The 24368-nt window shown below is 56.5% G+C and carries 23 protein-coding genes and 1 tRNA gene; 17 read left to right on the top strand and 7 right to left on the bottom strand.

The window, feature by feature from the left end:
- Positions 1-232: 232 nt before the first annotated feature.
- The 3 genes from ACLI1M_RS06185 to ACLI1M_RS06175 all read left to right on the top strand — a co-directional run bounded on the left by ACLI1M_RS06185 (position 233) and on the right by ACLI1M_RS06175 (position 4979).
- Positions 233-706: a DUF6676 family protein gene (locus ACLI1M_RS06185; protein WP_345791522.1), complete on the top strand. Its 474-nt coding sequence runs from the start codon at positions 233-235 to the stop codon at positions 704-706.
- Between the two features lie 1713 nt (positions 707-2419).
- Positions 2420-3874, top strand: a complete 1455-nt coding sequence (locus ACLI1M_RS06180) for an NlpC/P60 family protein (RefSeq protein WP_248098324.1) — start codon at positions 2420-2422, stop codon at positions 3872-3874.
- Between the two features lie 31 nt (positions 3875-3905).
- The gene (locus ACLI1M_RS06175; RefSeq protein ID WP_248098322.1) at positions 3906-4979 is read left to right on the top strand and encodes a ferrochelatase; all 1074 of its coding nucleotides are present in this window, start codon (positions 3906-3908) and stop codon (positions 4977-4979) included.
- On the opposite strand, the gene ACLI1M_RS06170 is transcribed toward ACLI1M_RS06175, so the two are convergent.
- A complete protein-coding gene (locus ACLI1M_RS06170; protein WP_248098320.1) occupies positions 4976-5749 on the bottom strand; it encodes a hypothetical protein in 774 nt (257 codons plus the stop codon). The genes ACLI1M_RS06175 and ACLI1M_RS06170 overlap by 4 nt on opposite strands.
- 33 nt (positions 5750-5782) lie before the next feature.
- Between ACLI1M_RS06170 and ACLI1M_RS06165 the strand changes: the two genes are divergently transcribed.
- Complete coding sequence (locus ACLI1M_RS06165) at positions 5783-6622, top strand: DUF3097 domain-containing protein (RefSeq protein WP_248098312.1); 840 nt, start codon at positions 5783-5785, stop codon at positions 6620-6622.
- Here the strand turns inward: ACLI1M_RS06165 and ACLI1M_RS06160 are convergent.
- The 3 genes from ACLI1M_RS06160 to ACLI1M_RS06150 all read right to left on the bottom strand — a co-directional run bounded on the left by ACLI1M_RS06160 (position 6619) and on the right by ACLI1M_RS06150 (position 8130).
- Complete coding sequence (locus ACLI1M_RS06160) at positions 6619-7197, bottom strand: hypothetical protein (RefSeq protein ID WP_023021534.1); 579 nt, start codon at positions 7195-7197, stop codon at positions 6619-6621. The two genes, ACLI1M_RS06165 and ACLI1M_RS06160, sit on opposite strands and share 4 nt — an antisense overlap.
- 54 nt (positions 7198-7251) lie before the next feature.
- The gene (locus tag ACLI1M_RS06155; protein ID WP_248098308.1) at positions 7252-7968 is read right to left on the bottom strand and encodes a TVP38/TMEM64 family protein; all 717 of its coding nucleotides are present in this window, start codon (positions 7966-7968) and stop codon (positions 7252-7254) included.
- Positions 7969-8044: 76 nt separating this feature from the next.
- Positions 8045-8130: transfer RNA gene (locus ACLI1M_RS06150), tRNA-Leu, on the bottom strand.
- A gap of 227 nt (positions 8131-8357) precedes the next feature.
- Here ACLI1M_RS06150 and ACLI1M_RS06145 point away from each other — a divergent pair.
- The gene (locus ACLI1M_RS06145; protein WP_086587667.1) at positions 8358-8897 is read left to right on the top strand and encodes a YbhB/YbcL family Raf kinase inhibitor-like protein; all 540 of its coding nucleotides are present in this window, start codon (positions 8358-8360) and stop codon (positions 8895-8897) included.
- The gene (locus ACLI1M_RS06140; protein WP_396335061.1) at positions 8897-9289 is read left to right on the top strand and encodes a hypothetical protein; all 393 of its coding nucleotides are present in this window, start codon (positions 8897-8899) and stop codon (positions 9287-9289) included. The genes ACLI1M_RS06145 and ACLI1M_RS06140 overlap by 1 nt, the downstream gene beginning before the upstream one ends.
- A gap of 98 nt (positions 9290-9387) precedes the next feature.
- Here the strand turns inward: ACLI1M_RS06140 and ACLI1M_RS06135 are convergent, their stop codons facing one another.
- Positions 9388-10503, bottom strand: coding sequence for a quinone-dependent dihydroorotate dehydrogenase (locus ACLI1M_RS06135; protein ID WP_248098294.1), 1116 nt, complete (start codon positions 10501-10503; stop codon positions 9388-9390).
- Between the two features lie 4 nt (positions 10504-10507).
- A complete protein-coding gene (locus tag ACLI1M_RS06130) occupies positions 10508-11554 on the bottom strand; it encodes a hypothetical protein (protein ID WP_248098292.1) in 1047 nt (348 codons plus the stop codon).
- A 66-nt stretch (positions 11555-11620) separates the two neighbouring features.
- Between ACLI1M_RS06130 and ACLI1M_RS06125 the strand changes: the two genes are divergently transcribed.
- The 9 genes from ACLI1M_RS06125 to ACLI1M_RS06085 all read left to right on the top strand — a co-directional run bounded on the left by ACLI1M_RS06125 (position 11621) and on the right by ACLI1M_RS06085 (position 21324).
- Positions 11621-12475: an undecaprenyl-diphosphate phosphatase gene (locus ACLI1M_RS06125; protein WP_239205993.1), complete on the top strand. Its 855-nt coding sequence runs from the start codon at positions 11621-11623 to the stop codon at positions 12473-12475.
- Positions 12476-12500: 25 nt separating this feature from the next.
- The gene (gene mshC, locus ACLI1M_RS06120; protein ID WP_248098290.1) at positions 12501-13739 is read left to right on the top strand and encodes a cysteine--1-D-myo-inosityl 2-amino-2-deoxy-alpha-D-glucopyranoside ligase; all 1239 of its coding nucleotides are present in this window, start codon (positions 12501-12503) and stop codon (positions 13737-13739) included.
- Between the two features lie 24 nt (positions 13740-13763).
- Complete coding sequence (locus ACLI1M_RS06115) at positions 13764-14147, top strand: hypothetical protein (protein WP_023021542.1); 384 nt, start codon at positions 13764-13766, stop codon at positions 14145-14147.
- Between the two features lie 128 nt (positions 14148-14275).
- Entirely contained in the window at positions 14276-14992 is a 717-nt protein-coding gene (locus tag ACLI1M_RS06110; protein ID WP_023021543.1) for an HAD family hydrolase, read from the top strand.
- Between the two features lie 58 nt (positions 14993-15050).
- A complete protein-coding gene (locus tag ACLI1M_RS06105) occupies positions 15051-15314 on the top strand; it encodes a phosphoribosyl-ATP diphosphatase (RefSeq protein ID WP_023021544.1) in 264 nt (87 codons plus the stop codon).
- A 29-nt stretch (positions 15315-15343) separates the two neighbouring features.
- Positions 15344-16189 (top strand): ATP phosphoribosyltransferase, encoded by an 846-nt coding sequence (hisG, locus tag ACLI1M_RS06100; RefSeq protein ID WP_023021545.1) that lies wholly within the window; start codon positions 15344-15346, stop codon positions 16187-16189.
- 110 nt (positions 16190-16299) lie between these two features.
- Positions 16300-17859 carry an aspartate ammonia-lyase gene (gene aspA, locus ACLI1M_RS06095; protein ID WP_023027852.1) on the top strand — a complete coding sequence of 520 codons (1560 nt, stop codon included), beginning with the start codon at positions 16300-16302 and terminating at the stop codon, positions 17857-17859.
- A 352-nt stretch (positions 17860-18211) separates the two neighbouring features.
- Positions 18212-19519, top strand: coding sequence for an anaerobic C4-dicarboxylate transporter (locus ACLI1M_RS06090; protein ID WP_023021547.1), 1308 nt, complete (start codon positions 18212-18214; stop codon positions 19517-19519).
- Between the two features lie 137 nt (positions 19520-19656).
- The gene (locus tag ACLI1M_RS06085; protein WP_023021548.1) at positions 19657-21324 is read left to right on the top strand and encodes a formate--tetrahydrofolate ligase; all 1668 of its coding nucleotides are present in this window, start codon (positions 19657-19659) and stop codon (positions 21322-21324) included.
- Positions 21325-21336: 12 nt separating this feature from the next.
- Here ACLI1M_RS06085 and ACLI1M_RS06080 read toward each other — a convergent pair whose 3' ends face one another.
- The gene (locus ACLI1M_RS06080) at positions 21337-22167 is read right to left on the bottom strand and encodes a RecB family exonuclease (RefSeq protein ID WP_023021549.1); all 831 of its coding nucleotides are present in this window, start codon (positions 22165-22167) and stop codon (positions 21337-21339) included.
- A gap of 46 nt (positions 22168-22213) precedes the next feature.
- Here ACLI1M_RS06080 and ACLI1M_RS06075 point away from each other — a divergent pair, with 46 nt between their 5' ends.
- Together ACLI1M_RS06075 and ACLI1M_RS06070 are read left to right on the top strand one after the other, a co-directional pair.
- The gene (locus tag ACLI1M_RS06075) at positions 22214-23467 is read left to right on the top strand and encodes a M18 family aminopeptidase (RefSeq protein ID WP_023021550.1); all 1254 of its coding nucleotides are present in this window, start codon (positions 22214-22216) and stop codon (positions 23465-23467) included.
- 28 nt (positions 23468-23495) lie between these two features.
- Positions 23496-24332, top strand: a complete 837-nt coding sequence (locus ACLI1M_RS06070; RefSeq protein ID WP_023021551.1) for a tRNA (adenine-N1)-methyltransferase — start codon at positions 23496-23498, stop codon at positions 24330-24332.
- Positions 24333-24368: the final 36 nt, after the last annotated feature.

Below are 24368 nucleotides of genomic sequence, written 5' to 3'. Positions count from 1 at the left end.
ATGTGACAGGACGCGACCATGGGGCCCGCAGTGCTGAAGGCGACAAAGAACGCGATGGTTCACCTAGATATTGTAGAGGCTAAAACCTTCGGTCGCTGCCATTGTAACAGTACAAGCGTTCTGTTTCACCTTTTTGGGAAAACAGGCGAGTTGAGGAGTTGGGTCGCTTCTAGCTGCCCGTATCTTGGGGGAGAAGTAGTTTAGGGGCCCTATATATAAGGAAGGGATTCGCATGGTTCCCGCAGGGGTAGATATATCTGACTTGGCGAATCAGCTCAAAGACGATGGCGTGGCCTATACGGCCACGGCGCTTAGCCACAATGCCACACTCAATGCGGATGTGAGCAAGGGGTTGCGGGACGGTGACGGTGTTGCCGTAGTTGATGTGATCGATGTTCGGGCCCCCGACGTCCGCGACATCGCCCAAGAGCTTCAAGATGCGACGGGATTGAACACAGTCATTGTTCAGACCCCACAGCATGTCTCTTCGGTCAGTGATACTTATAGTCGAGCCGATATTGAGTCAGTACAGGCGCAACTGGCGCCCGGGCTTGACCAGGTGGACCTACTGGCTAAGTACTACGGGGGACTAGACCAAATCAGCTTCCCGGTGGCAACAATTGTGGGTGCGGTTGCTGTGATTGCTGTGTTTGTCTTGGTTAGCTCTTTCATGGTGGCAAACCGACGCAAGTCTGAAGGGCTGTAAGCGGACCCCAGGGGCATGAAAGGCAGGGCGCCTCGACATTGAGCGCTGGATCCGAGATTCCAAGTAACGCCTCTTGAACAAGGTGGAGACTGTAGGAAAATAGGTTTGTTCGAAAAAGTTTCAGATAAGTAGCTGAAACTTTTGCGAACCGTTTTAGGAGGAAAGTAATTTACGTAAAGACCGCCAGGGGATGGGGTAGAGGTGCCGGGCGGCGATGAACAAGTTGCTGTCTCGTTTATCCGTAGGGGTGATGAAGGTGTCTAAAAGTTGGGCGCCGAAGCAGGGGCCCGTATCCGATGACAAAACGATTAGGGGTGTCGGTGAAAGGTGCGGGAAGGGCAGGGGAGGGGACAAAGTCAACTCTTAGGGGTTGACTCGGGGTGGGGGAGTGGTCGATTTGCTTCCATACTGTCCACAGGGGGGCGGTTTGACGCGCGTGTCCATCCAGTTCGTGCGTGATTAAAATCACAATAACGGGGTGGTAACAAAATCATTGCAGGTTAGGTGCTCATGTTGAGTCATGTGAATTAACTTGACTCACGTGAATTGCGGGAAAGTTGTGCGAAGCGGGCGTGTCGTGACGTAAGGTTCGGATGTCGACTCAGGGGACATTTCTTGCTTCCTGGGTTCATGGGCTTAGCCTTGACTGTCACGAGAGAACTCGCACGGGTATGTGGGGAAGCACGCCTCGAGCGAATGATGGAACATCGAGTGGCCGTTCTTGGAAGTCAATGAACCGGGCTCCATCGAAAGAGATTGGGGATGCAAGTTAAAAACTTGAGCGATTGCAATGTTCGAAAAAATTAAACATCAACCCACCTTCCGTTTATGAGGTGAGACGGGTTCATTAGAACTCCACCGTGTGGAACTTTTGGTGCGAATCTTTCGATAGAGCAGAGCGCGAAGCTCAGAGCCACGAAAGGGGTGCACGGATAGGTCCATAGGGTTTGGGTCTAGGAATTCCTGTTCACTCCGCCAGGACCAGCTTCGTGTGGCCTGTTCATGGTTTGTGGCTGCTTGCCCTCGACGGCTCAGGATTGTTAAAGGGCTAGACCTTTTAGCAAAGCCAGCCGGCGCCGCGGCGAGTTATGCCAGAACCCGTAGAGCAGTTCTCACGGCGCTCAGTGCAATAGAACGTGATCGGGGCATGCGGAATCTTGGGTTGTAAAACGCATCCTGGAACGTATGTCGCAAATACCGCGAACGAGTAAGTGGACTTCGCAGTCATGGAAACTTCTGCTGTGAACAAAGGATATGTGTAGACCTTTTGCGCCAGCCTGTTGATTTTGGGCGAGTAGGCTTTTAACAAATTCAGCCGGATCCAAAGGTGTCTGATTTTCGCTGTTGTGGGGAAACAGTAGCGATTTAAGGCAGTCGGCTGGAATGCGATAAAGGTCAGGTTTTCCAGTTACAGCACGAAAAGTCCCTGGACTGTTGGGTGGTCCATAGAAACAACACGCCCGGAGTGAAGTCTCAGCCAATTGAGGCAGTCCATAACCATTTACCCCTCTAGTGTCTACGGGCGCTTGAGAATAGCTTCGCGTACCTATCTTTATCATCTCGAGGCGATTTTCTAGTTACCCCGGTTAGACATGCGATAACGCCTGCGTTTGTGCGAAATAGGCAGGCGGGGAGCCCGGGCATTCCTATGCCCGGAAGCGGTGATGGGCACTTCTTAAAGGAACTGTGTGGGTCCAATCTAGGAGTATTTCAGTGGCCACCATTCGCCTTCCGCGCATTCGACATGTTCGCGCTTTCCTTGCTGCAGTAGTAGGTACCGCAGCCGTATCAACTCTTTCTACCGTAGCGCCAGCAGGCGCCGATGATTCACCGGCGGACAATGCTGGTGTAATCCAAGCACACGACTCAGAGCGTGCGGCAATCGACCGCGCGGTTAACAACGCAGACTCTTTGCAGGGGGCTGTTGAGGCTTCGCGTGCAGAGCTAAGTCGAGCGGAAGCTGATGTCGCTGAAGCCGAGGATCGTATCGCTCGGATCCAGAGCCAAATGGAACAAGTTAGCGACGATCCAGGGGCGAATGAAGAGTACCTTGCTAGCCTGCAGGGCGAGTTGGATCAGGCAGACAAAGACAAGCGAGACACCGAGAATCGTGTGGTGCAAGAGCGTCGAGAGTTAGCACAAAATGAGGCTCGACTGAACGCTACCCAACGGTTTGCGGAGGCAACTTCTGCTCGCCAGCAGGGAGCGCAATCCCAGGCGGCGAACGAAAGTGGTCTTCAGCTCTCTCAGCAGGACACGCTTGATACCGGCCTAAATCCAGTTAATGAGCTTGACAATCAAAAGACTTCCGACGCAGTGACGGTCAGCCCTGAAAACTTGACCGAAGAAATCAAGTCAGAAAACTTTACCGATGAGGTTGTTGGAGAGGGTGCCCCGCAGGTTTCTGCTGACCCGAACGTGTCCAATAATTCGGCAGAGCTAGGTGCTATCAACCAGGGCGGTACCGCTCCGGAAGCTGAATTTGGAAACGCCCTCAATCAGGCTGCTACACCAACGTTCCAGAACGTTGACTTCGCAACTGGGTCCTCTGCAAATGATGCGCTCGGACTTGCGAATGATATCGCTGCTGCAGTTGATGAGGACGATGTGCGCACCCTCATGCAAGGCTCATCTGACTTGCTTGGATTGGGAAGCCCGAACACTGCACCCGCTGCTAGCGCTGATGCGCCTGAGGTGGATGAGGTGACGGAGTCTGACGATGCTATTGCGGGCGCAGATGCTGGGCGTGATGCTCAGATTGAGGCCGTCATTTCCCGTGCTGAATCTCAGGTTGGTGTGCCTTATGTTTGGGGCGGCGGCGATAACAATGGTCCTACCGGTGGGCTCCGAGATGGCGGAGTGGCTGACTCTTTCGGTGATTTCAACCAGTCGGGCTTCGATTGCTCTGGCCTCGTAAAGTACGCCTACGCGGCAGCTGGCCTGGACCTGCCTCACTACACTGGCGCACAGTACCAGCAGGGCAAGAAGGTTCCTCGCGACAACGCGAAGCGCGGTGACCTTATCTTCTACGGTCCTGGTGGCAACCAGCACGTAGCTATCTACCTAGGTGATGGGCAAATGATTGAGGCGCCACAGTCTGGTCAGACTGTTTCAGTAGTTCCAGTTCGCTGGGGTGGTGCTACTCCCGACGTCGTGCGCCTTCTCTAATCTCCAACTTTTGGTTGGTATTGTTTAGGGCATGACTGACGCACAACAGAATGCCCAAAACTTCGACGCCCTCCTCGTCCTTTCTTTCGGTGGCCCGGAAGGAAACGAGGAGGTCGTTCCGTTTTTGGAGAACGTTACCCGTGGTCGAGGAATTCCTCGCGAACGGCTTGAAGTGGTGGGTGAGCACTATTATCACTTCGGAGGCGTAAGTCCGCTCAATGCGCTCAACCGTGAAATTATCGAGCATGTCCACGGTGAGCTGAAGAAACGCGGACATAATCTACCGGTTTATTTCGGCAACCGGAATTGGCATCCCTTTGCCAACGAGACCGCGGAACAGATGTCTCGGGACGGTATCCGTAAAGTGGCTGTGTTTGCCACCTCCGCATGGGGTGGGTACTCCGCGTGCCGGCAATATGACGAAGATATTCAGCGTATGCGCGAGCATCTGGCGCAGCAAGGCCTGCCGGAGATTGAATTTACGAAGATTCGTCAATTCTTTGATCATCCGAAATTTGTGGCCGAAATGGCCACTGCCGTAACGGAGGTCTGGGAACAAGTTTCAGCTGATAAGAAGGGGACTACCCGGCTTTTGTTCACAGCGCATTCGGTCCCCGTTGCGCACGATAACGTTGGCGGCGCGGAAGGCGATAAAAACCTCTACTCCCGCCAGGTGGCCGAGGCGGCGCGGTTGGTGGCGTTGCAGGCTGGCATTTCCGATTATGACCTTGTATGGCAGTCACGCTCAGGCAATCCACGCACTCCGTGGCTAGAGCCCGACATTGTTGATCACACCACTGATATTCACCACAACGAAGGTGTCGACACGGTTGTGGTATGCCCAATTGGTTTCATCTCCGACCATATGGAGGTTATTTGGGATCTCGATTCCGAGCTGCAGAAGGCGGCCGAGGATATGGGGGTCAGGGTCGTGCGTACCCGTACTGCAGGCCCGACCCCTCGGTTTGCAGAAATGGTGGTTGACCTTATAGAAGAGCTGGAGCATGGCCGCGAGCAGGAAACCAGCGGGCAGGTGACCGTGCAAGGGTGCACGATCAATGGTGCGCCGTGTGCGGCGGGATGTTGCGATATTTGGTCTCTTTAACGCGCGAACTCTCCGAGTGCATAGGCAACGCCCGTCATGCGGGCCTGCCGGATGTGGCGCCACAAGCGAAGTAATTGCGGGTCAAGGCTGTGATCGTTGATGCGGTCGGTAACCGTTTCGATGATTGCGGCCACTCGGTCGGCGCGGGCGAAGAGTTTGGCTGCTCGGGCCGGCGTTGATTGGGGAAGGCCGGGGATGTCATAAAAGTCGCTTAAAGTTCCCACGGTGAGGCGGGGGTTGGGCAGTGCTTCAGTGCTATACCCAGTTGCGGCGATAAGGTCAGCGGATTCACTGGTTGCTTGAGCAAGCAGTGCGTCGGCTTCCCCAGGGCTCAGCCAGGCGGGGGCAGGGAGCTGCTGCTTTTCGACGATCACCTGCCACGCGGTGTGGCTGCTATGGATATGAGGTATGAGGACTAAGTTGCGCGTGGGATTATTGGTGCGAACTATGATTGCTCCGGCTGAACTTTGGATAGCTGCGTGATAGGACTCCGATCCTGCGGGTAGGGCAGGGGGCTCTCCCGGCCCGGAAAGCGCGAGGCGTACAACGGGTTCCGCGCGCTCACCGCGCTTCGCGGTAAGTTCAGCGGTCTCTGCGCGCAGCATCGCCAGCATATCGACGAACGGTGCTTCATCCACACTCTCCGGACGCCCGCCTAGTTCCGTAAGAGCATCTAGTAAATCATCGGTGGTTTCGTGTCCCCACAGCCACGAGCCCAGCCAGACAGCGGTGTTTTGTAAAGGTGACCATACTTCGGCGCGCATATCCATGACGAGCCAGTCTAATAGATAGACTAACTGGCCATGAGTTTTGATCCTTATGGCGGAGACATATTTGCTGGCCACTCGCGGTCGAAGCCGCGTCAATATCCTGAGGTGCCAGCTGAGCCCGGAATGGTAGTGGAAGTACGTGGTGACGACTTTGTGGGTGCTGTCATGGGGGTGGATAAGACCGTTTTCGGTGAGGTAGTTCGCCTTGAGGATCGCCACGGTGTGGAACGCGTTTTTAATTTGGTCAAAGGGGGGTTCCTAGTGGAGGGTAAGCCGGTTACGCTTACCCGGTACGTCGAAAAGCAGGCACCCCGCAAGTCCAACTCCGGTTCCCGCCGCGTAGAAAACGTGGAGGCTAAGGTCGCCGCGCCCTCGCGCATTTGGGTGGAAGGCGTCCACGACGCCGCTATTGTGGAAAAGGTGTGGGGCCACGACCTACGCGTGGAAGGCGTAGTGGTGGAATACCTTGAAGGCCTAGACAATTTGGAAGACCGCTTGGCGGAATTTCAGCCCGGACCCGGCCGCAGGGTAGGTGTGTTGGCTGACCATCTCGTCCAAGGTTCCAAGGAAACCCGGTTAACGGAAACCGTGGGAGAGCATGTCCTAGTCACTGGTCATCCATTCATCGATATTTGGGCAGCGGTGAAGCCGCAGCGCGTGGGATTGCGTGCATGGCCAGAAGTACCTTATGGCGAGGACTGGAAGACCGGAATCTGCAGGCGGGTGGGTTGGAGCGACCCTAAGGACGGCTGGCGTAATGTGTATAACGCCGTGCATTCTTTCCGTGACTTAGATTCCAGTCTGATTGGCGCGGTAGAGCGGCTCGTGGACTTCGTTACGACGCCCGAACTGAGTAAGTCTGATTTGCTCTAAGGCTGGGTAAGATTGGCGCGTTCAATCAGGTTGACGGCCAACTGCCATCCAGCCAACTCCGCGCTCCAGCCGGCCGCCTGGAGGCGCTGCGACATGGCTTGTTTAGAAATCCCTAGCTCTTCGGCGGCCTCATTTTGGTTCAGCCCAGCACGCACGAGTGAGGTAGCCTCGCGCCCCTCGATGGTGCGCTTGTGCAAAACATATCCCAGCAGGGCAAAGGTGGCCGCGATATCGCTTGCCTCGGAAGCGCGGCCACGCTTGTTGATCTTGGCGTAGACCTGGCCCATACGGGCGGACTTCCGCAACGCGGCGGTAGCTATTTGGCGTGCCCCCTCCTCATCTTCTTGGTTGCCGGGGCTTATACCGATGCCGATGGCCCAGTCGCCGTCGGCAAGCAAGGCCATGACGACGTCGCAGACGGCCGTTGCTGAATCAACTACGGCGCAAATATCTTCCACGCCAAGCACATGGAACTCTCCAACGCCAGAAAGAGTTGATAGGGCCGACGCAGAACGCTGGACCAACTCTGCACGACGCACGGAGCGGCCCCGGTAGCGGGCGTGGACAGCAAGCATGGAAAACCTCCCTTTAAGAACCTAATGCGGAATAGTCTACCGCTCGAACTTGACCTAAGGGCGAGTGGGAAGTCGCGAATCCATATAAAGCCCTCCCGCTCCAATCGCAGCGAAAACCACCATAGCGAGGACGATGCCGGGTGAGGTATGTCCGGTGAGGGTATCGCCGAAGAACACGCCCAAAGCCGTAGTAGGAATAGAACCGACAAGGGTGGCCAAGGTGAAGTGGCTGAGCTTTACCGGAGTAAGGGCAGCAACGTAGTTTAGGAGGCTAAACGGGACGCCGGCTACCATCCGGAGGGAAGCGATGGCCAGCCACCCGCGCCGCTCGAGATGCGCGTTGATTGTGAACACTGCGGGATGGGTCAGGTGCGGGCGGATCCAGGCTCCGAGGAGCTTGCGAACGATAAGAAAGGACAACGCCGCTGATACCGTCAAGGCGCACAGGGAAAGCGCGAGTCCCTTCCACGGGCCAAATAATAGTCCTGCGGCTACCGTCCAGAAGGTTCGAGGAAAGGGAAACTGGGTAAATATGACATAACCTAGGGTGAAGATGAAGGGGAACCATGCGCCAAATCGGGTGGAGGCATCACGCAGGCGAGCCACATCCGGCAGATCGTAGAAATAAAGCACGGCGAGGAGGGCGATTACTGCAGCGAGAACGGCTATCCACCGCTGCACGGTCCACCGCTGGATTGAGCGCCAAGCGGACCGAGTGAGCGAAAGCAGGAAGTGGCCGAAATTGCGCACCCAACTCAGAAATGTGGTCATGGGGAAATCGTAGTCCTTGAGGGAGTGCAGGATAGAAAAATCCGGCGGCTACCTCGTGGTAACCGCCGGAAGCCTGTGCCCGAGGGGGGACTTGAACCCCCACGTCCGTTAATAGGACACTAGCACCTCAAGCTAGCGCGTCTGCCATTCCGCCACCCGGGCAGGGTGTTTGTCAGCCTCTCGGCTGGGCACTCCGATACTGTATCTTGCGTGGGGTGTGCTTTACAAATCGCCAGCGTAGGGCGCCGAAAAGTCCATGCGTGAAGGGTGGTGAAATACATGGGTGTAATCCGGCCTAGGCGTCGTACTGGGGTACGACTGTAGTGTGACCATGGCGTGCGGTTACACCACATCGACATCGCCTTGTGAGGTGGGGTACAAATGGGTCTATGACTTCTTATGCAGATGACTCCCGTTTCCCTGGACCAGATCCCTACGCACCGCTGCGTGATGTTCCTTCCTTTGTTCTTTCTTCCACCGACGTGGTCGAAGGCGATGAGCTGCAAGAAAAGCTTCGCGCTCCGGAAAGCGTTTCCCCTCAGCTTGCGTGGTCCGGTTTGCCTGAAGGCACTAAGTCCCTGGCTGTGACCTGTTTCGACCCGGATGCACCCACCGCTTCTGGTTTCTGGCACTGGGCGGCCTTCAATATCCCCGTTGAGGTAAGCGAGTTGCCTACCAATGCTGGTGCTGCAGAAGACCTGGGCATTGACGGTGTTATTAGCTTGCGCAACGATTCGGGCGAGCGCACCTACTATGGTGCCAACCCGCCTGCCGGTCACGCACCTCACCGCTATCTGTACGCAGTCCATGCAGTAGACGTGGAGAAGCTCGATATCGACCCAGATGCAACCCCGACTGTGCTCGGTTTCAACCTGCATTTCCACGCGCTCGGCCGTGCCATTTTGTGGGGCTGGTACGAGGCAAAGTAATGGCAAGTGGCTCTAGTGCATCGCAGGCTAGCCCTCCGGCGACCCTGCGGGTCGGCGGCGCCTTCATGGTGGTCGCATTCGTGCTGGCTCTCTTCGCGCTAATCTCTGTCTTTTCGGATGGCTGGGGAGCCGACTTCGCATGGACGTATTCGAAGGTGGCTATTGTTGCTGCCGCGTTCCTCGTCGGGGCCTTTAGCACCATGAGTAAAGGCCAGGCGGGAAGCCGCGCCCAGGTTGTGGCATTAGTGGTTGCGATCGTAGTCATTGCGGCGAGCAGCTTCTTACCCGGCGGGATTTTATTCACCCAAGCGCAGTTTTGGGTGGTGTTCTACGCCGGCTTCGCAGTCCTGTGCGCACTTATTCTCAGGCGCAGCGCGATGGCGCAAGCCTAGCCAGTACCGTGTTTAATCAATGAAAGTCCGCCCCCAGCTGCTTAGGGTAGAGCAGGTGGGGGCGGACTTTCTTGTTCAACCAAGAGTCTCTATAGGGATTAATCCACGGGTTTCCATGGCAGGCCAGAGCCAACCGCTTGGGAAATATTGCGCAAGCCGTGGGCGCGGATTTGGGCGGCAATGCCACGGTGGATATCGCGGATCCAATCCGGACCGCCATAGATGAGGCCGGTGTAGCCCTGCAACAAGGAAGCGCCGGAAGTGATGCGTTCCCACGCCTGCTCCGGCGTGGAGATGCCCCCGACGGAGATGAGGGTGAGCTGGCCTCCGACACGCTCATTGAGACGGCGCAGCACCCCCAGAGAGCGCTCGGCTACCGGGGGACCAGATACGCCACCGGCCCCCATTTCCGCTACCTCGGCAGGAGGGGTCTTGAGCCCCTCGCGGGAAATGGTGGTATTGGTCGCTACGATACCGTCGAGACCGAGTTCAAGGGCTAGGTCTGCCACGGCATCTACGTCGGAATCCGAAAGATCGGGAGCGATTTTCACCAACACTGGAACGGCGGTGCACTCTTGCACGGCAGAAAGAATGGGGCGCAGCGACTCCACTGCTTGCAGATCACGCAGGCCCGGGGTATTCGGCGAGGAAACGTTGACTACAAGGAAGTCAGCCAAGTCGCCCAATACGGAAGCAGAGCGGCGGTAGTCTTCCACAGCGTGCTCGGCAGGGGTGACTTTAGTCTTGCCAATATTGATGCCGATAACATCGCTGTAGCGGCGCTTGCGGAGGTTTTCTGCAGCGGCCGCTGCGCCTTCATTGTTAAAGCCCATGCGGTTCAAGATGGCCTTATCGGCCTTTAGGCGAAAAAGTCGCGGCGCAGGATTTCCCGGCTGTGCTTGGGCGGTGACGGTGCCCAACTCCGCGAAGCCGAAACCAATCGGGGACCAGGTATCAGCAGCGGCGGCATTTTTATCAAACCCTGCAGCTAGTCCCAGTGGGCGGGGAAACTCTACGCCAAAGACCTCTTGGCGGAGCACCGGATCGTTGACCGGCAGCACCTTTGCCAAGGCCCGGTTGGCCGGACCAGCCGCCTGGAGTCCACTCAGTGCGGTGTTGATAATTCCGTGGATTCGCTCCGGGCTGAGCTGAAACATGCCTCGCAATGCCACTTGGTAGGCCTGCGCGCGCAGTCGATCGATTGTGCTGGTCATGGTGTTAAGACTCCTTCTTCAGGTGCGGGGTGTCCACGAACTGGAGGCCGTGGCCGGTGGTGGAGGCGGCGACAAAGGTGCCATCGGCAAGCACGGCAATGTTTTGTGCATCTGGCACGGTAGAGATATCTCCGCGCAGTTCCGGAACGCCTTTATTTATCTCATAGGCATGAGCCTTGTTCGTATCTGTGGCGCTGACCCACGCCAGATTGTGCTCCTTGTCCCAAGCTACGCCCCATGGGGTGCCATTGACGTTGCCGTATTGGTGCAGGCGAACGACATCATCGGAAGTGTAGATAGCCAAGCGTCCGCCCTCAGTATCGGAGGCAAGAACAACGCCATTGTCGCCCACCGCGATGCTTCCTACACCCTGGCCTACGCGCAGTCGACCGCCCGCGCGATCATTAGTCCAATCCACGTTTTGAATGGTGGAATCCTCGCGGTGAATGCGTACCACTCCATCGTCACCCGTGGAATTGGGCACGGCTAGTAGCTGGTCCGAGCCGGCTTCGACCTCGATGTCACCTTCGCGTTTGCCGTCTTTATAAATGCCAACGGTGCTGGAATCGGCTGAGGTAGCAAAGATCTCGCCGCTGGAAAGCTGGGTGGCAGCAGTAACAGGAGTCTCCTCCTCCATACGGACCTCCTCGGGAGAATCCGGGGAGGAGGGATCGATGAGCAGGACCTTTTCCGGGCAGGCCAGTACAAAGCCCGACGACGATGAACTTAGATCACCGCACTCCGCAGAAATGTCTAAAGCAGTGGCCTTATGGCCCGCAAACTCTTTATGGCTGCCGATAAGGAGCTGGTCCTTAGTGCGCACCGCAAGCGAGTTATCGACGGCAGCAAGGTCTGTGATGTCTTCCTTAAGGCCTACGACGGTGCCCTCCGGGTCCGCCTTGACAGGGGAGGCCGCTGGGGTGGCATTGCCCTTGACCGCGGTTTCTGGGTCGGCGCCTACGCCCACATCAGGCTGGCAGGCAGCCAATGCGGTGGCGCTTAACGCCAGCAAACTGGATAAGACAAGTGCGGTGCCGGATTGAGATTTCACGGCTACTAATCCTAACAGTGCGCGTTGTAAAAACCCGAAGCTTAGCGCGGCTGTAGTGTGAAGCAGGTGATTTCTAATACCGCTACTGACGCTGTTTCTTGGGCGCAGGTCATTGTTTTATCGATCGTGCAGGGGCTGACCGAGTTTCTTCCGGTCAGTTCTTCCGGTCACCTGCGCATTGTTTCCGAGCTTTTCTGGGGCAAAGACGCCGGCGCTTCCTTTACTGCCGTTATTCAGTTGGGTACCGAGCTGGCTGTGCTGGTCTATTTCGCTCCTATGATTTGGCAGATTCTGTCCGGTTGGTTCCGCGGTTGGACCGATAAATCTTCTCGTGGCCAAGACTGGCGCATGGGATGGATGGTCATCGTTGGCTCCATTCCCATCGGTATCATCGGCTACGCCTTCGAAGACGCAATCCGCGGAGCGCTACGCAACCTGTGGATCACCGCCGCCATGCTGATTCTTTTCTCCTTTGTGTTCATCGCCGCAGAAAAGCTAGGAAAAAAGGAGCGCGGTTTTGAACAGCTGACTATGAAAGACGCCATCGTCATGGGCCTGTGCCAGTGCTTGGCACTCATCCCAGGCGTTTCTCGCTCTGGCGGCACCATCTCTGGTGGCCTGTTCTTGGGGCTGGACCGCGAGGTGGCCACGCGCTTTAGCTTTTTGCTCGCCATTCCAGCAGTCCTGGCTTCGGGGCTTTTCTCGCTTCCCGACGCCTTTTCTCCCGACGCCGGCCAATCCGCTACCGGCCTCCAGCTTCTGGTAGGCACCGGCATCGCCTTCGCCCTAGGCTACGCCTCCATTGCATGGTTGCTGAAGTTCGTGGGCAACCATTCCTTCTCGTGGTTTGCCGCTTACCGCATCCCAGTCGGTGTTCTCGTTATGATCCTATTGGCGCTGGGAGTCCTGCAGCCGTTGTAAAGCACACCGCGTTAGTATGGTGGCTATGCATTCTTGGCCTATACCTTCTTTCCGCCCTGTGCCGGGTGAAGCGGCGCAGCTGCACTTGTACGATTCCGCGAATCAGACCATCGCTCCCGTAGAGGTCGCAGGGGATACCGCAACCATGTACGTGTGTGGCATTACGCCCTATGACTCCACCCATTTGGGCCATGCTGCCACGTACCTGACGTTTGACCTTATCTACCGCGCGTTCTTGGACGCCGGGAAGAAGGTCCACTACGTCCAAAACATCACCGATGTCGATGATCCACTGTTTGAGCGCGCCGAACGCGATGGGGTGGACTGGCGCGAGCTCGGTACGTCTCAGATTGAGCTCTTCCGCTCCGATATGGAGTTGCTTTCCGTCTTTCCACCGCAAGACTATGTCGGTGCCATGGAGGCCGTCGATGAAATCGTGGAGATGGTCCAGAAACTTCTAGACGCCGGTGCGGCCTACGTCGTAGATGATCCCGAACACCCAGATATCTACGCCTCCATCGAGGCCACCGAGCAGTTTGGATACGAGTCCAATTATTCTGCGGCAGAGATGCAGACCTTCTTTGCAGAACGCGGCGGCGATCCAGACCGCCCAGGAAAGAAGAACCCGCTTGATGCACTCATCTGGCGCGCTCACCGCGAGGGAGAGCCCGCTTGGGAGTCGCCCTTTGGTCCTGGCCGTCCGGGCTGGCATATTGAATGTTCCGCTATTGCCACCAATCGTTTAGGTTCGACCTTTGATATTCAAGGTGGCGGTAGTGACTTGAAGTTCCCACACCACGAATTTTCCGCCGCCCACGCCGAGGCGGCCCTAGGCGTGGACCGCATGGCAAAATTTTATGTACACACAGGCATGATCGGCCTCGACGGGGTCAAGATGTCTAAGTCCTTGGGCAACCTTGTCTTCGTCCACAAGCTAGTAGGAGCAGGCGAGGAGCCCTCCGCTATCCGCCTGGGCGTCTTCGCTGGGCATTACCGCGATGAGCGGGATTGGTCGGATGAAGTGCTCAAAGAGTCAAAGCACCGGTTGTCCGCGTGGCGGGAAGCAGTGGCTACGCCAGGAAGCATGGCGGGGGCTCAAGGGGTCGTCGCCAAGCTGCGCGCGGCGATTGCCAATGACCTCGATACCCCTGCGGCGCTGGCTGCTGTGGATGAGTGGTCGCAGGCTGACCGTGGCACAGACGAAGAAGGAGCGGCCGATTTGGTTCGCACTGCCCTAAATTCACTCCTCGGCGTGCAGGTTTAGCCAAGATAGGGCAGTATCTACAGCATGAGCATTCGCGCCGATTTCCAGCCCACCGTAGATGAGTTCATAAGTGATCTGAAGTCCTTCGCCACCGGCGATTACCTCAAAGAGGAGGAAAAGGAGTTCTGGGAGGCTCCGTTTGATGCCAGCGTGCTTCCGGAGCTGCGCGGTCACCTTGAGAATATGCTCGATGGGCTGGATGCCCTTCCGGATGATCCAGATGGCCCGCAGCTGGTAACCGTGTTGTCCAAGACCGTTCGTGCGTTGGCCGATTTTAATCGTGCCCAGCACGACGCTGTCCTCGAGCCGGAAGAGAAGGAAGAGCTATCTGAGCTTATCTACAATGCCTGCGCGGCAACTGGAGCAGATGACGAAGCTCTATCGCACATTCCAGAACTAGACTTTTAGTTCTTGTCCTCCCGCTTTTTGAGCGCCGGCCCGCGGCATATTCGCAGCCTGGCGCTTACTTCTGTGCCCTTAGCGCATGGTCGGTTTCACCCCACAGCCTTTTTAAAGAGAAAGTTAGTTTTATTCTCGTGCAGCACCCCGATGCCGTTTCTGGTCTGACAAAGCCCGCCGCCATTTTCTGGGACATGGATGGCACGCTCACCAATTCGGAGCCGCTTTGGGCGGAGGCAACGTTCTATCTCTCGGAGCTCCTGGGGAAGCGTTTAACTCCCACCCAGCGCCTTGCCACTGTGGGGGCGACTTTTGAGACGACCTTGGGGATTTGCGCAGATAATGCGGGGGTGACACTGCGGCCCGGTGACAGCGATCGATACCGCGCTCGGATGTTTGACTATGTCAAAGGTCTTTTCGCTCGCAAGCTGGAGATTTTCCCTGGCATTCCTGCGTTGCTGCATGAGCTGAAGGCGGATCGCGTGCCAATGATGGTGACGACTAATACCGAGCGCAACGTCGCCGATGCCGCCATTAGCGCGTTGGGGTGGCAGTACTTTGTCGATACTATTTGCGGGGATGAAGTGCCTGCCGGGAAACCTGCACCGGATATGTACCGCGAAGCGGCCCGCCGCATCGGAGCTAAGCCCGCAGATTGCTTGGTATTTGAAGATTCCGCCAACGGAATGCGCGCCGCAGTTGATGCTGGCTGTGTAGTCATCGGCTTGCCCGAAGATGACGAGGTGGAGGTTCCGCCGGAGGTCACCGAGGTCTCCCAGCTCCGCAACTCGCGGCACCTCGCCGGTGCCCGGGCCTCCGAGGTCTATGAGTGGTTTAGCAAGATTTCGGAATAGCGGTAGGACTTCAGGGTTTTACTACATTCCCTAACTACCTGTGGAACAATAGGTAGCCGTGAAGAACTTTGAGAACCTTTTTGCTGAATTATCCGAAAAAGCTGCCCAGCGCCCCGCTGGTTCTGGCACCGTTGCCGCATTGGATAAAGGCGAGCATCACATAGGCAAAAAGATCATCGAAGAAGCCGGGGAAGTGTGGATCGCCGCAGAGTATCAGTCTGATGCTGAGCTAGCAGAAGAAATGTCTCAGCTGCTCTATTGGATTCAGGTCATGATGCTCAAGCGGGGGCTTACCCCAGAAGACATCTACAACTACCTTTAAACAGCGCCCCACGGGACGGAAGGATCCACATGATAAAGATTGCTGTACCGAACAAAGGCTCATTGTCAGAATCCGCCGTGGAGATTCTTACAGAGGCCGGCTACAAGGGGCGTGGACATTCCAAAACACTCAACGTGGTTGATGCGGATAACGGGGTTGAGTTTTTCTTCTTAAGGCCCAAAGATATCGCCATCTATGTTGCCCGCGGTGTTTTGGATCTGGGTATTACCGGTCGCGATTTAGCTCTCGACTCAAAGGCGAGCTTTGATGAGGTTCTGCCATTAGGGTTTGGAGGATCTACTTTTCGCTATGCAGCCCCGCAGGGGGAGGAGTGGGATATCTCTCAACTGGATGGTCGCCGGATCGCGACCTCTTACCCCAATCTTGTCCGTGCGAACCTTGCCGAGCATGGAATTGAGGCCGATGTTATTCGGCTAGACGGCGCGGTAGAGATCTCCATCCGGTTAGGCGTTGCCGATGTCATTGCTGATGTCGTGTCAACTGGTACTACCTTGCGCCAACAAGGGTTGGCGCCGTTCGGCGAGCCGATCATTGAGTCCGAGGCCGTAGTAATCAAGCGCACAGGGGTAGAAGTTAGCGAAGAAGAGCAGGTGGTGCTCGACCGCATGCAGGGAATTTTGCACGCTCGCACCTATTTGATGATCGATTACAACATCGCGCAATCCAATCTCGATGCGGCTGCTGGTACTACTCCCGGGTTAACCGGTCCTACGGTCTCACCTTTGGCGCGTGAGGGCTGGGTGGCGGTGCGCGCGATGGTTCCCAAGAAAAACGCCAACCAAGTCATGGACCGGCTTTCCCAACTCGGCGCAGAGGCGATCTTGGCTTCTGATTTACGCATCGCCCGCTTTTAGGGGGAGCGAATTTTCTGGGTCGGCCCAAATAGATTCAGTCGTGGCTAACATTAGCGCTTGAGGTTACTCATCCGAATATAAGTCTCGACAGGCAAAGGAGCCGAGCCATCATGGCAAAGTCCTCTAAGAAAGAAGAAAAGGACACCAAGTCTGCAGCAAAGGACGTGAAGAAGAAGGAAGCTGATACTTCCACTCACGCTGCACAGCAGAAGGTGGCCGAACAGAAGGCACCTAAGAATTCCAGCAAGAAGACTCGCACCGAGACCGACCTTCTTGGCTCTTTGGAAGTTCCAGCGGACGCTTACTACGGTGTGCACACCGTTCGCGCTATGGAAAACTTCCAGATTTCTTACGTGACCATCAACACCATCCCGCACTTCATTCGAGGCATGGTCCAGGTCAAAAAGGCGGCTGCCATGGCAAACCGTCGCCTTCACGTGTTGCCTAAGAAGAAGGCCGAAGCCATCATCTGGGCTTGTGACCAGATCCTGGAAGAGGGCCGCTGCATGGACCAGTTCCCACTGGACGTTTTCCAGGGTGGTGCTGGTACCTCGCTGAACATGAATACCAACGAGGTCGTTGCCAACCTCGCTCTGGAATACCTTGGTGAGGAGAAGGGCTCTTATGACATCATCAACCCCAATGATGATGTGAACATGTCCCAGTCCACCAACGATGCTTACCCGACCGGTTTCCGCCTGGGTCTGCATGCAGCGGTTGACCACCTCATTGAGCGCATGGATGGCCTGCGCGCCGCGTTCCAGGACAAGGGCAATGAATTCCAGGACATCCTGAAGATGGGCCGTACCCAGCTCCAGGACGCTGTTCCGATGACCTTGGGCGATGAGTTCAAGGGCTTTGCCAATAACCTGAACGAGGAACAAGCATTGCTGCGCGATGCTCAGCGCCGCCTGCTGGAGATCAACCTGGGTGCAACCGCAATCGGCACCGGCGTAAACACTCCTGCCGGCTACCGCCACCAGGTCACAGCAGCCTTGTCTGAGGTTACGGGCTTGGAAATGAAGACCGCACGCGATCTCATTGAAGCAACCTCTGACTGTGGTGCTTACGTGCTGCTGCACGCAACCATTAAGCGCGCAGCGATGAAGCTCGCCAAGATTTGTAATGACCTGCGCCTGCTGTCCTCCGGCCCTCGCGCTGGCCTGGCTGAGATTAATCTGCCAGCCCGCCAGGCTGGCTCCTCCATCATGCCGGGTAAGGTAAACCCGGTTATCCCGGAGGTTGTCAACCAGACTTGCTTCAAGATCTTCGGCAATGACCACGTAGTCACCATGGCCGCTGAGGCAGGCCAGCTGCAGCTAAACGTCATGGAGCCGGTCATCGGCGAAGCACTGTTCCAGTCCATTCGTATCATGGGCAACGCCGTCGATGCGCTGCACGAAAAGTGCGTCACGGGCATCACCGCCAACGCGGATGTGTGCCGCGCCTACGTAGAAAATTCCATTGGTATCGTCACCTACCTGAATCCGTTCATCGGCCACCACAATGGTGATTTGATCGCTAAGGAGTCCTTGGAGACCGGCAAGGGCGTCAAGGAACTCGTCTTGGAGAAGGGCCTGCTGGATGAAGCAACCTTGAACAAGGTTCTGTCCGTAGAAAACCTCATGCACCCAGAGTTCCGAGGCCAGCTCTTCATTGACGAAGACTAAGCCCACAGCGCTTTAGGAGCAGCAGGGTATAGTGCCCGCGGAGTAGGCCCCCGCAGTTGCCGCCACTTTTACTTCACATGGAAGTAAAGCAGGCGGAGGCTGCGGGGGTTTGTGCATGGTGAAGGGGCACTATTCACATTCATCTTTTATTCTCCTATACAGGGACGATGCGTCTTAGAATACCGGTCATTTTATAGCGGAATCCTTATTTTATGTGGGAATCAACACAAACAGGCACTTTGAATGAATAAATCACCACAGCGGGTGCAAAATAGAAGATGTTGAGGACGGCATGCACTCTTTATGGAGATGCGTGCCCATAGTTTGCATAGAGAGCGTATGGAGTACGTCCATGGTTATTGTTCATATAGTCATCGTTCTCGCGGCCATCGTTTTGGGTGCGAGAATTGGATCAATTGGTATCGGTATGGCCGGCGGCCTCGGCGTGTTGGCGCTTGGTCTCACCGGTGTTCCCATTACTAGGGAAGATATCCCCTTCGATGTTATCGGCATCATCATGACCGTCATTGCTGCTATCGCAGCAATGCAGCGAGCTGGCGGTATGGACTATTTGGTGCACATTGCAGAGAAGTTCCTGCGCAAAAACCCAAAGCGGATCACGTTCTACGCGCCAATTGTGACGTGGCTAATGACGGTTCTCGCTGGCACCGGGCACACTGCGTTTTCTACTTTGCCGGTTATCGTCGAGGTAGCTAAAGAGGGTAAGGTTCGTCCTTCACGCCCGCTATCCATCGCGGTAGTTGCCTCTCAGATGGCAATCTGTGCTTCGCCCATTTCGGCAGCCGTGGTGTTGCTCGCTAGCCTGCTAGAGCCGACTGGGGTGGGCTATTTGCAGGTACTGGCGGTCGTTATTCCGGCGACATTCCTGTCTATCTTCCCAGCTGCCTGGGTAGCTAATAAGTTTGGCAAAGAGCTTGAAGATGATCCGGTTTACTTGGAGCGCAAGGCACAAGGCCTGGTCAAGGAACCACTCGGCGCAGGGAACTACTCTCCGCAGAAGGGTGCCAAGGCTTCTGTTCTCGTGTTCTTGGTAGCCATCATCATCGTGATGGCGTGGGCCACCCTGACCTCGGAGCAGGTGGGGCTTATCGCCGACCCGACCCTTCCACGTAATGAAGCCATTATGACGGTCATGCTCACCGCTGCCACCATCATCGTTATGATGACCAAGGTCCCGGCTGGAGATGTTTTGAATACGCCGGTCTTCAAGTCCGGTATGTCCGCATGTATTTGTGTGCTGGGCGTGGCTTGGCTGGGCACCAGCCTTATCAACCACTACATGGACGATATTCAGTCTATGGCTGGCAGCGTTATTGAATCTTCGCCGTGGCTGCTCGCAGTGGTGCTATTCTTCGCTGCAGCGTTGCTGTACTCGCAAGCCGCTACGACCAAGGCCCTTATGCCGGCAGCCCTTGCCCTGGGAGTAAGCCCCATTACCGCAGTCGCTGCGTTCCCGGCGGTGTCCGCTCTGTTTATCCTGCCGACTTACCCAACCTTGTTGGCAGCAGTGGAGATGGACGATACCGGCTCGACTCGTATCGGCAAGGCCGTATTCAACCACCCATTCCTGATCCCAGGTACGGTCAGCATCGTGCTCTCGGTTCTCTTGGGCTATGCATTCGGTTTCGTCCTCCTATAACTAGAGGAAGTTAAAACCATCTCCAAGGCGCCCTTCAGGGCGCCTTTTTGGTTGCAGCATCAGCGGGCAACTTAATTCATTTCACTTTCTTGTCTAAATGAGCCTTATTTAACTCAATCGCTCGGTAGGCTTAGGCCATGACTACTCAGCTATCCGATGTTGAAATTGCCCAAGCCCACCAACTGCAGCCGATCACGGAGATTGCCGCCAAGGCGGGCATTCCTTCCGACGCCGTGATTCCCTACGGCACCACCAAAGCCAAGGTAGATATCACCAAGGTTGACTATTCCAAGGAAAACCGGGGCCAGCTGGTGCTTGTCACCGGCGTATCACCTACCCCTGCCGGCGAGGGAAAATCCACCGTTCTCATCGGCTTGACCGATGCCCTAGACCAATTGGGCAAGAAAGCGATAGTTGCCCTGCGAGAGCCCTCCCAAGGGCCAGTGATGGGCATTAAGGGCGGTGCGGCTGGCGGCGGCTATGCACAGATTGTGCCCATGGAGGACATCAATCTGCACTTCACCGGGGATTTTCACGCGATTACCTCCGCAACCAACACCTTGGCCGCCATCATTGATAACCACATACATCAAGGAAACGCGTTGGGTATCGACCCACGACGAGTAACGTGGCAGCGGTGCATGGACGTCAACGACCGTGCCTTGCGCAACGTGGTCACTGGACTGGGCGGCCCAGCCCACGGCGTACCCGCTGAAACCGGTTTCACCATTACTGCCGCTTCTGAAATCATGGCCATTTTGTGCTTGGCCACAAACCTTGAAGACCTGAAGAAACGTCTTGGCGATATCACCATCGGGTTCACCTACGATCAACGCCCTGTTACCGCGCGTGACCTGAACGCAGAAGGTGCGCTCACGGCACTGATGCGTGATGCCCTTAATCCGAACCTCGTACAGACCCTCGGCGGGGTACCAGCCTTGGTACACGGTGGACCATTCGCCAATATTGCCCACGGTTGCAACTCCCTATTAGCAACTCAAACCGCTCTACAATTCGGCGATATTGTCCTGAGCGAAGCTGGCTTCGGCTCCGATTTGGGCGGGGAAAAGTTCGTCGATATCAAGGCACGCTTTGGCGATCTGGATGTTGCCGGTGCGGTTGTTGTTGCCACCATTCGTTCGCAAAAATACAACGGCGGAGTAGCCAAAGATAAGCTCACGGAAGAGAACCTAGATGCGCTCAAGGCGGGCATTGTCAACCTTGAGCGCCACGTAGAAAATCTGCGCAAATTCGGTATCAAGCCAGTGGTAGCGCTCAACCTCTTTTGGTCGGATACGGAGGCGGAACGCGAGTTTATGCGGCAGTGGGCCAAGGACTTTGGAGTGGCCTTGGAAGAAGCCAACGTCTGGTCCGAGGGCGGTGCAGGTGCGACTAAGCTGGCAGAGACCTTGCTGGAGAACCTGCAGGGCGGTGCCAAGCAGCTCTACGATCCGCAGCAAGGAATTGAAGCCTCCATCGAGACCATTGCTCGCGAGATTTATCGCGCCGACCGCGTGGAGTATGGAGCAAAGGCGCTTAAAGATCTGAAGTACATCCAGGACAATGGCTGGGACAAGCTACCCGTGGTCATTTCCAAGACTCAGTATTCCTTCAGCGATGATGCATCTGAATTGGGTGCGCCGGAAGGCCATACGCTGCATGTCCGTGAATTGCTGCCGCGCACCGGCTCAGGCTTTATCGTTGTGCTTACCGGCAATGTTATGACGATGCCGGGGTTGCCAAAGAAGCCAGCGGCCAACAACATAGACGTCGATAAGGACGGCACTATCTCCGGACTTTTCTAAGGCCGCGTGGACCTAGTCCTTGTTATCCGCCGCGGAACCAGGCCACCCTGGATACTGCGGCGGCGTGCCGCCGAATTCGGGGCAGAGATCCTGGTGGGCACACCAGCCACATAGCTTGGAGGGCTTGGGGCGGAAATCCCCGGCGCGCCCATCGGCTTCAATTTTGGCCCACAACTCGCCGAGATCGCGCTCGAAGTACTCCAGCTCCTCTCGGTTTGGGCTAAGAAACATCGAGTCCAAGACCTTGAGGTACATAAGCCGCAACTGGTGGGGGATAGTGCCTAGAATGCGCCAGTAGACTAGCGCGTAGAAACGCATTTGGAATTGGGCATCTTGTGAATAGCGGGGCAGTGGTTTCTTGCCGGTTTTATAGTCAACGACGCGGACCTCGCCCGTCGGCGCGCGATCCACTCGGTCGATGAAGCCACGAACGGGAACGCCATTGGGAAGAACTGTGTTGACGTACATCTCGGTTTCTTGGCAATCAAAGCCCTGTGGGTCTTCCATCTGGAAATAGCCTTTGAGCAGTTCTCTGGCGGAAACGAAGAAGTCATAGGTGTCTTCTTCTGGCACGAGCTCGAGCAGTTCCGCGTCCTTTGCGGTCATGTCTGCCCACGAGGGCTTAATCATCTTTACTGCGGCAGGATAGGTGCGCTCTGCGCGCGGTAGCTTATGCATTTCTTCCAGTACGGCATGCACTAGGGTTCCTTTGACCTGTGCAATGGTTTTGGGTTCGGGCAGCTTGTCAATGGCCCGGAAGCGATAGAGCAGTGGGCACTGCTTGTAATCGGAAGCGCGCGAGGGTGACAGGGCAAGCGGGCGGGGTGTCGATGAAGTAGCCATGGTGTATCTAGCCTATCGCCGTGCGTTTCGTGGCAAGCTAGGAGGTATGAGTTATACCGAAGAATTCCTTAATTTCATCGCCGCTTCTCCTTCCTCTTATCACGCTGCGGAGGAGGTATCCCGCCAATTGCGCGAGGTGGGATTTGATCTACAGGATGAGAGTGAGGAATGGTCGGCCGCACCAGGTGGCCACGTGATGGTGCGCGGTGGCGCGGTAGCGGCTTGGTATGTACCACAGGAGGCGGATAAGAATTCTGGTTTTCGCATCGTGGGGTCACATACGGACTCGCCGGGCCTGGTGCTCAAACCCACGCCGGACTTTTCGGCGGCGGACTGGCAGCAAGTAGCAGTAGAGGTCTACGGCGGGGCGCTACTGCATACCTGGTTTGACCGAGAGTTGACCGTCGCTGGCCAGATTGTGACTAAGGACGGCACGCGGCATGTGGTAAATACTGGCCCTGTCCTGCGCCTGCCGTCTTTGGCCATCCACCTGTACCGCAAGGATGAGTTCAAACCAGACCGACAGCACAATATGCAGCCTGTCTTAAGCGTCGGTGACCCAGAGGCATCGATCTTGCAGGTAGTGGGGGAGAAGGCGGGCGTCGGCAAGCAGGATATTGCATCCTTCAACCTGATTACGGCCGATGCCGCCCGCGGTGAGGTCTTTGGGGCAGGAGAGCAGTTCATTGCAGCCGGGCGCATGGATAATCTTTCTTCTGTACATGCCTCCTTGGCGGCGATGAAGAATGCTGCAAAGGACTATCAGGGCAAGGATATTTTGGTCATGATGGCCTTTGACCACGAAGAGGTAGGTTCCAGCTCCCGCTACGGTGCGGGCGGGCCTATTCTGGCGGACGTCATTACTCGAACGGCCCGGGCACTGGGAGCTAACGAGGAGGAACGCTTCCAGATGTTTTCCCGCTCGAGTTGTGTGTCGGCCGATGCGGCACATTCGGTGCATCCCAATTACGTGGGCAAGCACGATCCCACGCACCACCCGATAATCGGCAAGGGCCCAGTGACCAAGATCAACGGCAACCAGCGCTATGCCTCCGATGCCACCACAGTGGCGTTGTGGGAAGCAGCGTGCGACAAGGCTGGCGTGCCGGTGCAGCGCTTTGTGGGCAATAATGACGTGCCGTGCGGATCGACCATCGGTCCCATCACCGCAACCCGTTTGGGCATCGACACCGTGGATGTGGGCGTGCCCATGCTGTCGATGCACTCGGCGCGTGAAATGGTGGGCGAGCGGGACCAAGTATGGCTTGCACAAGCGCTTGAGGCATACTTGGTGGGATAGTAATCGCAACCTCGAGGAGTCTTGAGACATGGCTTATTCCGGCCCCTTTGCCTATGGCGACCGCGTGCAGCTTACTGACGCCAAGCGGCGCCACTACACGGTCATCCTTGAAGAGGGAGGCCAGTTCCACTCCCACAAGGGCATAATTAACCACGATGACATCGTGGGTATGGATGAGGGTTCGGTTATTGAGTCCACCCTTGGCTCCTCCTTCCTGCTGTTCCGCCACCTGATGGTGGACCATGTGCTGTCCATGCCGCGCGGTGCCGCGGTGATTTACCCCAAGGATGCGGCACAGATCTTGGTAGAGGGCGATATTTTCATGGGCGCGCGCGTGCTCGAGGCCGGTGCCGGTTCCGGTGCGCTATCCATGTCTTTGCTGCGTGCCGTCGGCCCAGAAGGCCATGTGTATTCCTATGAGGTGCGCGATGATCACCTTGAGTATGCGGTGGATAACGTGAAGGAATATTTTGGCGAGCAGCCGGAGTGGTGGTCGCCGCGCCTTGGTGATCTGGCAGACGTTACCGCTGCAGACCTGGGTGGGCCGGTAGACCGCGTTATCCTCGACATGCTCGAACCATGGGAACACTTGGAGACCGTGCGCGATCTCCTCATCCCAGGTGGCGTGTTTATGACCTACGTGGCAACGGTGCCACAGCTAATGAAGGTCATGGAAGGCATTCGTGAACTCAAGTGCTTCACTGAGCCCAAGGCATGGGAATCGCTGGTGCGTGAATGGAAGGTCGAAGGCCTAGCTACCCGCCCAGAGCACCGCATGAATGCGCACACCGCCTTCCTCATCTGGACTCGCCGCCTGGCCGATGGTGTCACCCCACCACGCCCGCAGCGCCGTGCCCGGAAGTAGGGCCGCTTTAACGCCCAGAATTTAAAGCGGAAGTGC

Source organism: Corynebacterium sp. LaCa54 (assembly GCF_046717495.1).
In the GTDB taxonomy this organism is placed as follows: Bacteria; Actinomycetota; Actinomycetes; order Mycobacteriales; family Mycobacteriaceae; genus Corynebacterium; species Corynebacterium kefirresidentii.
This window is presented reverse-complemented; position numbering and strand designations above follow the sequence as displayed.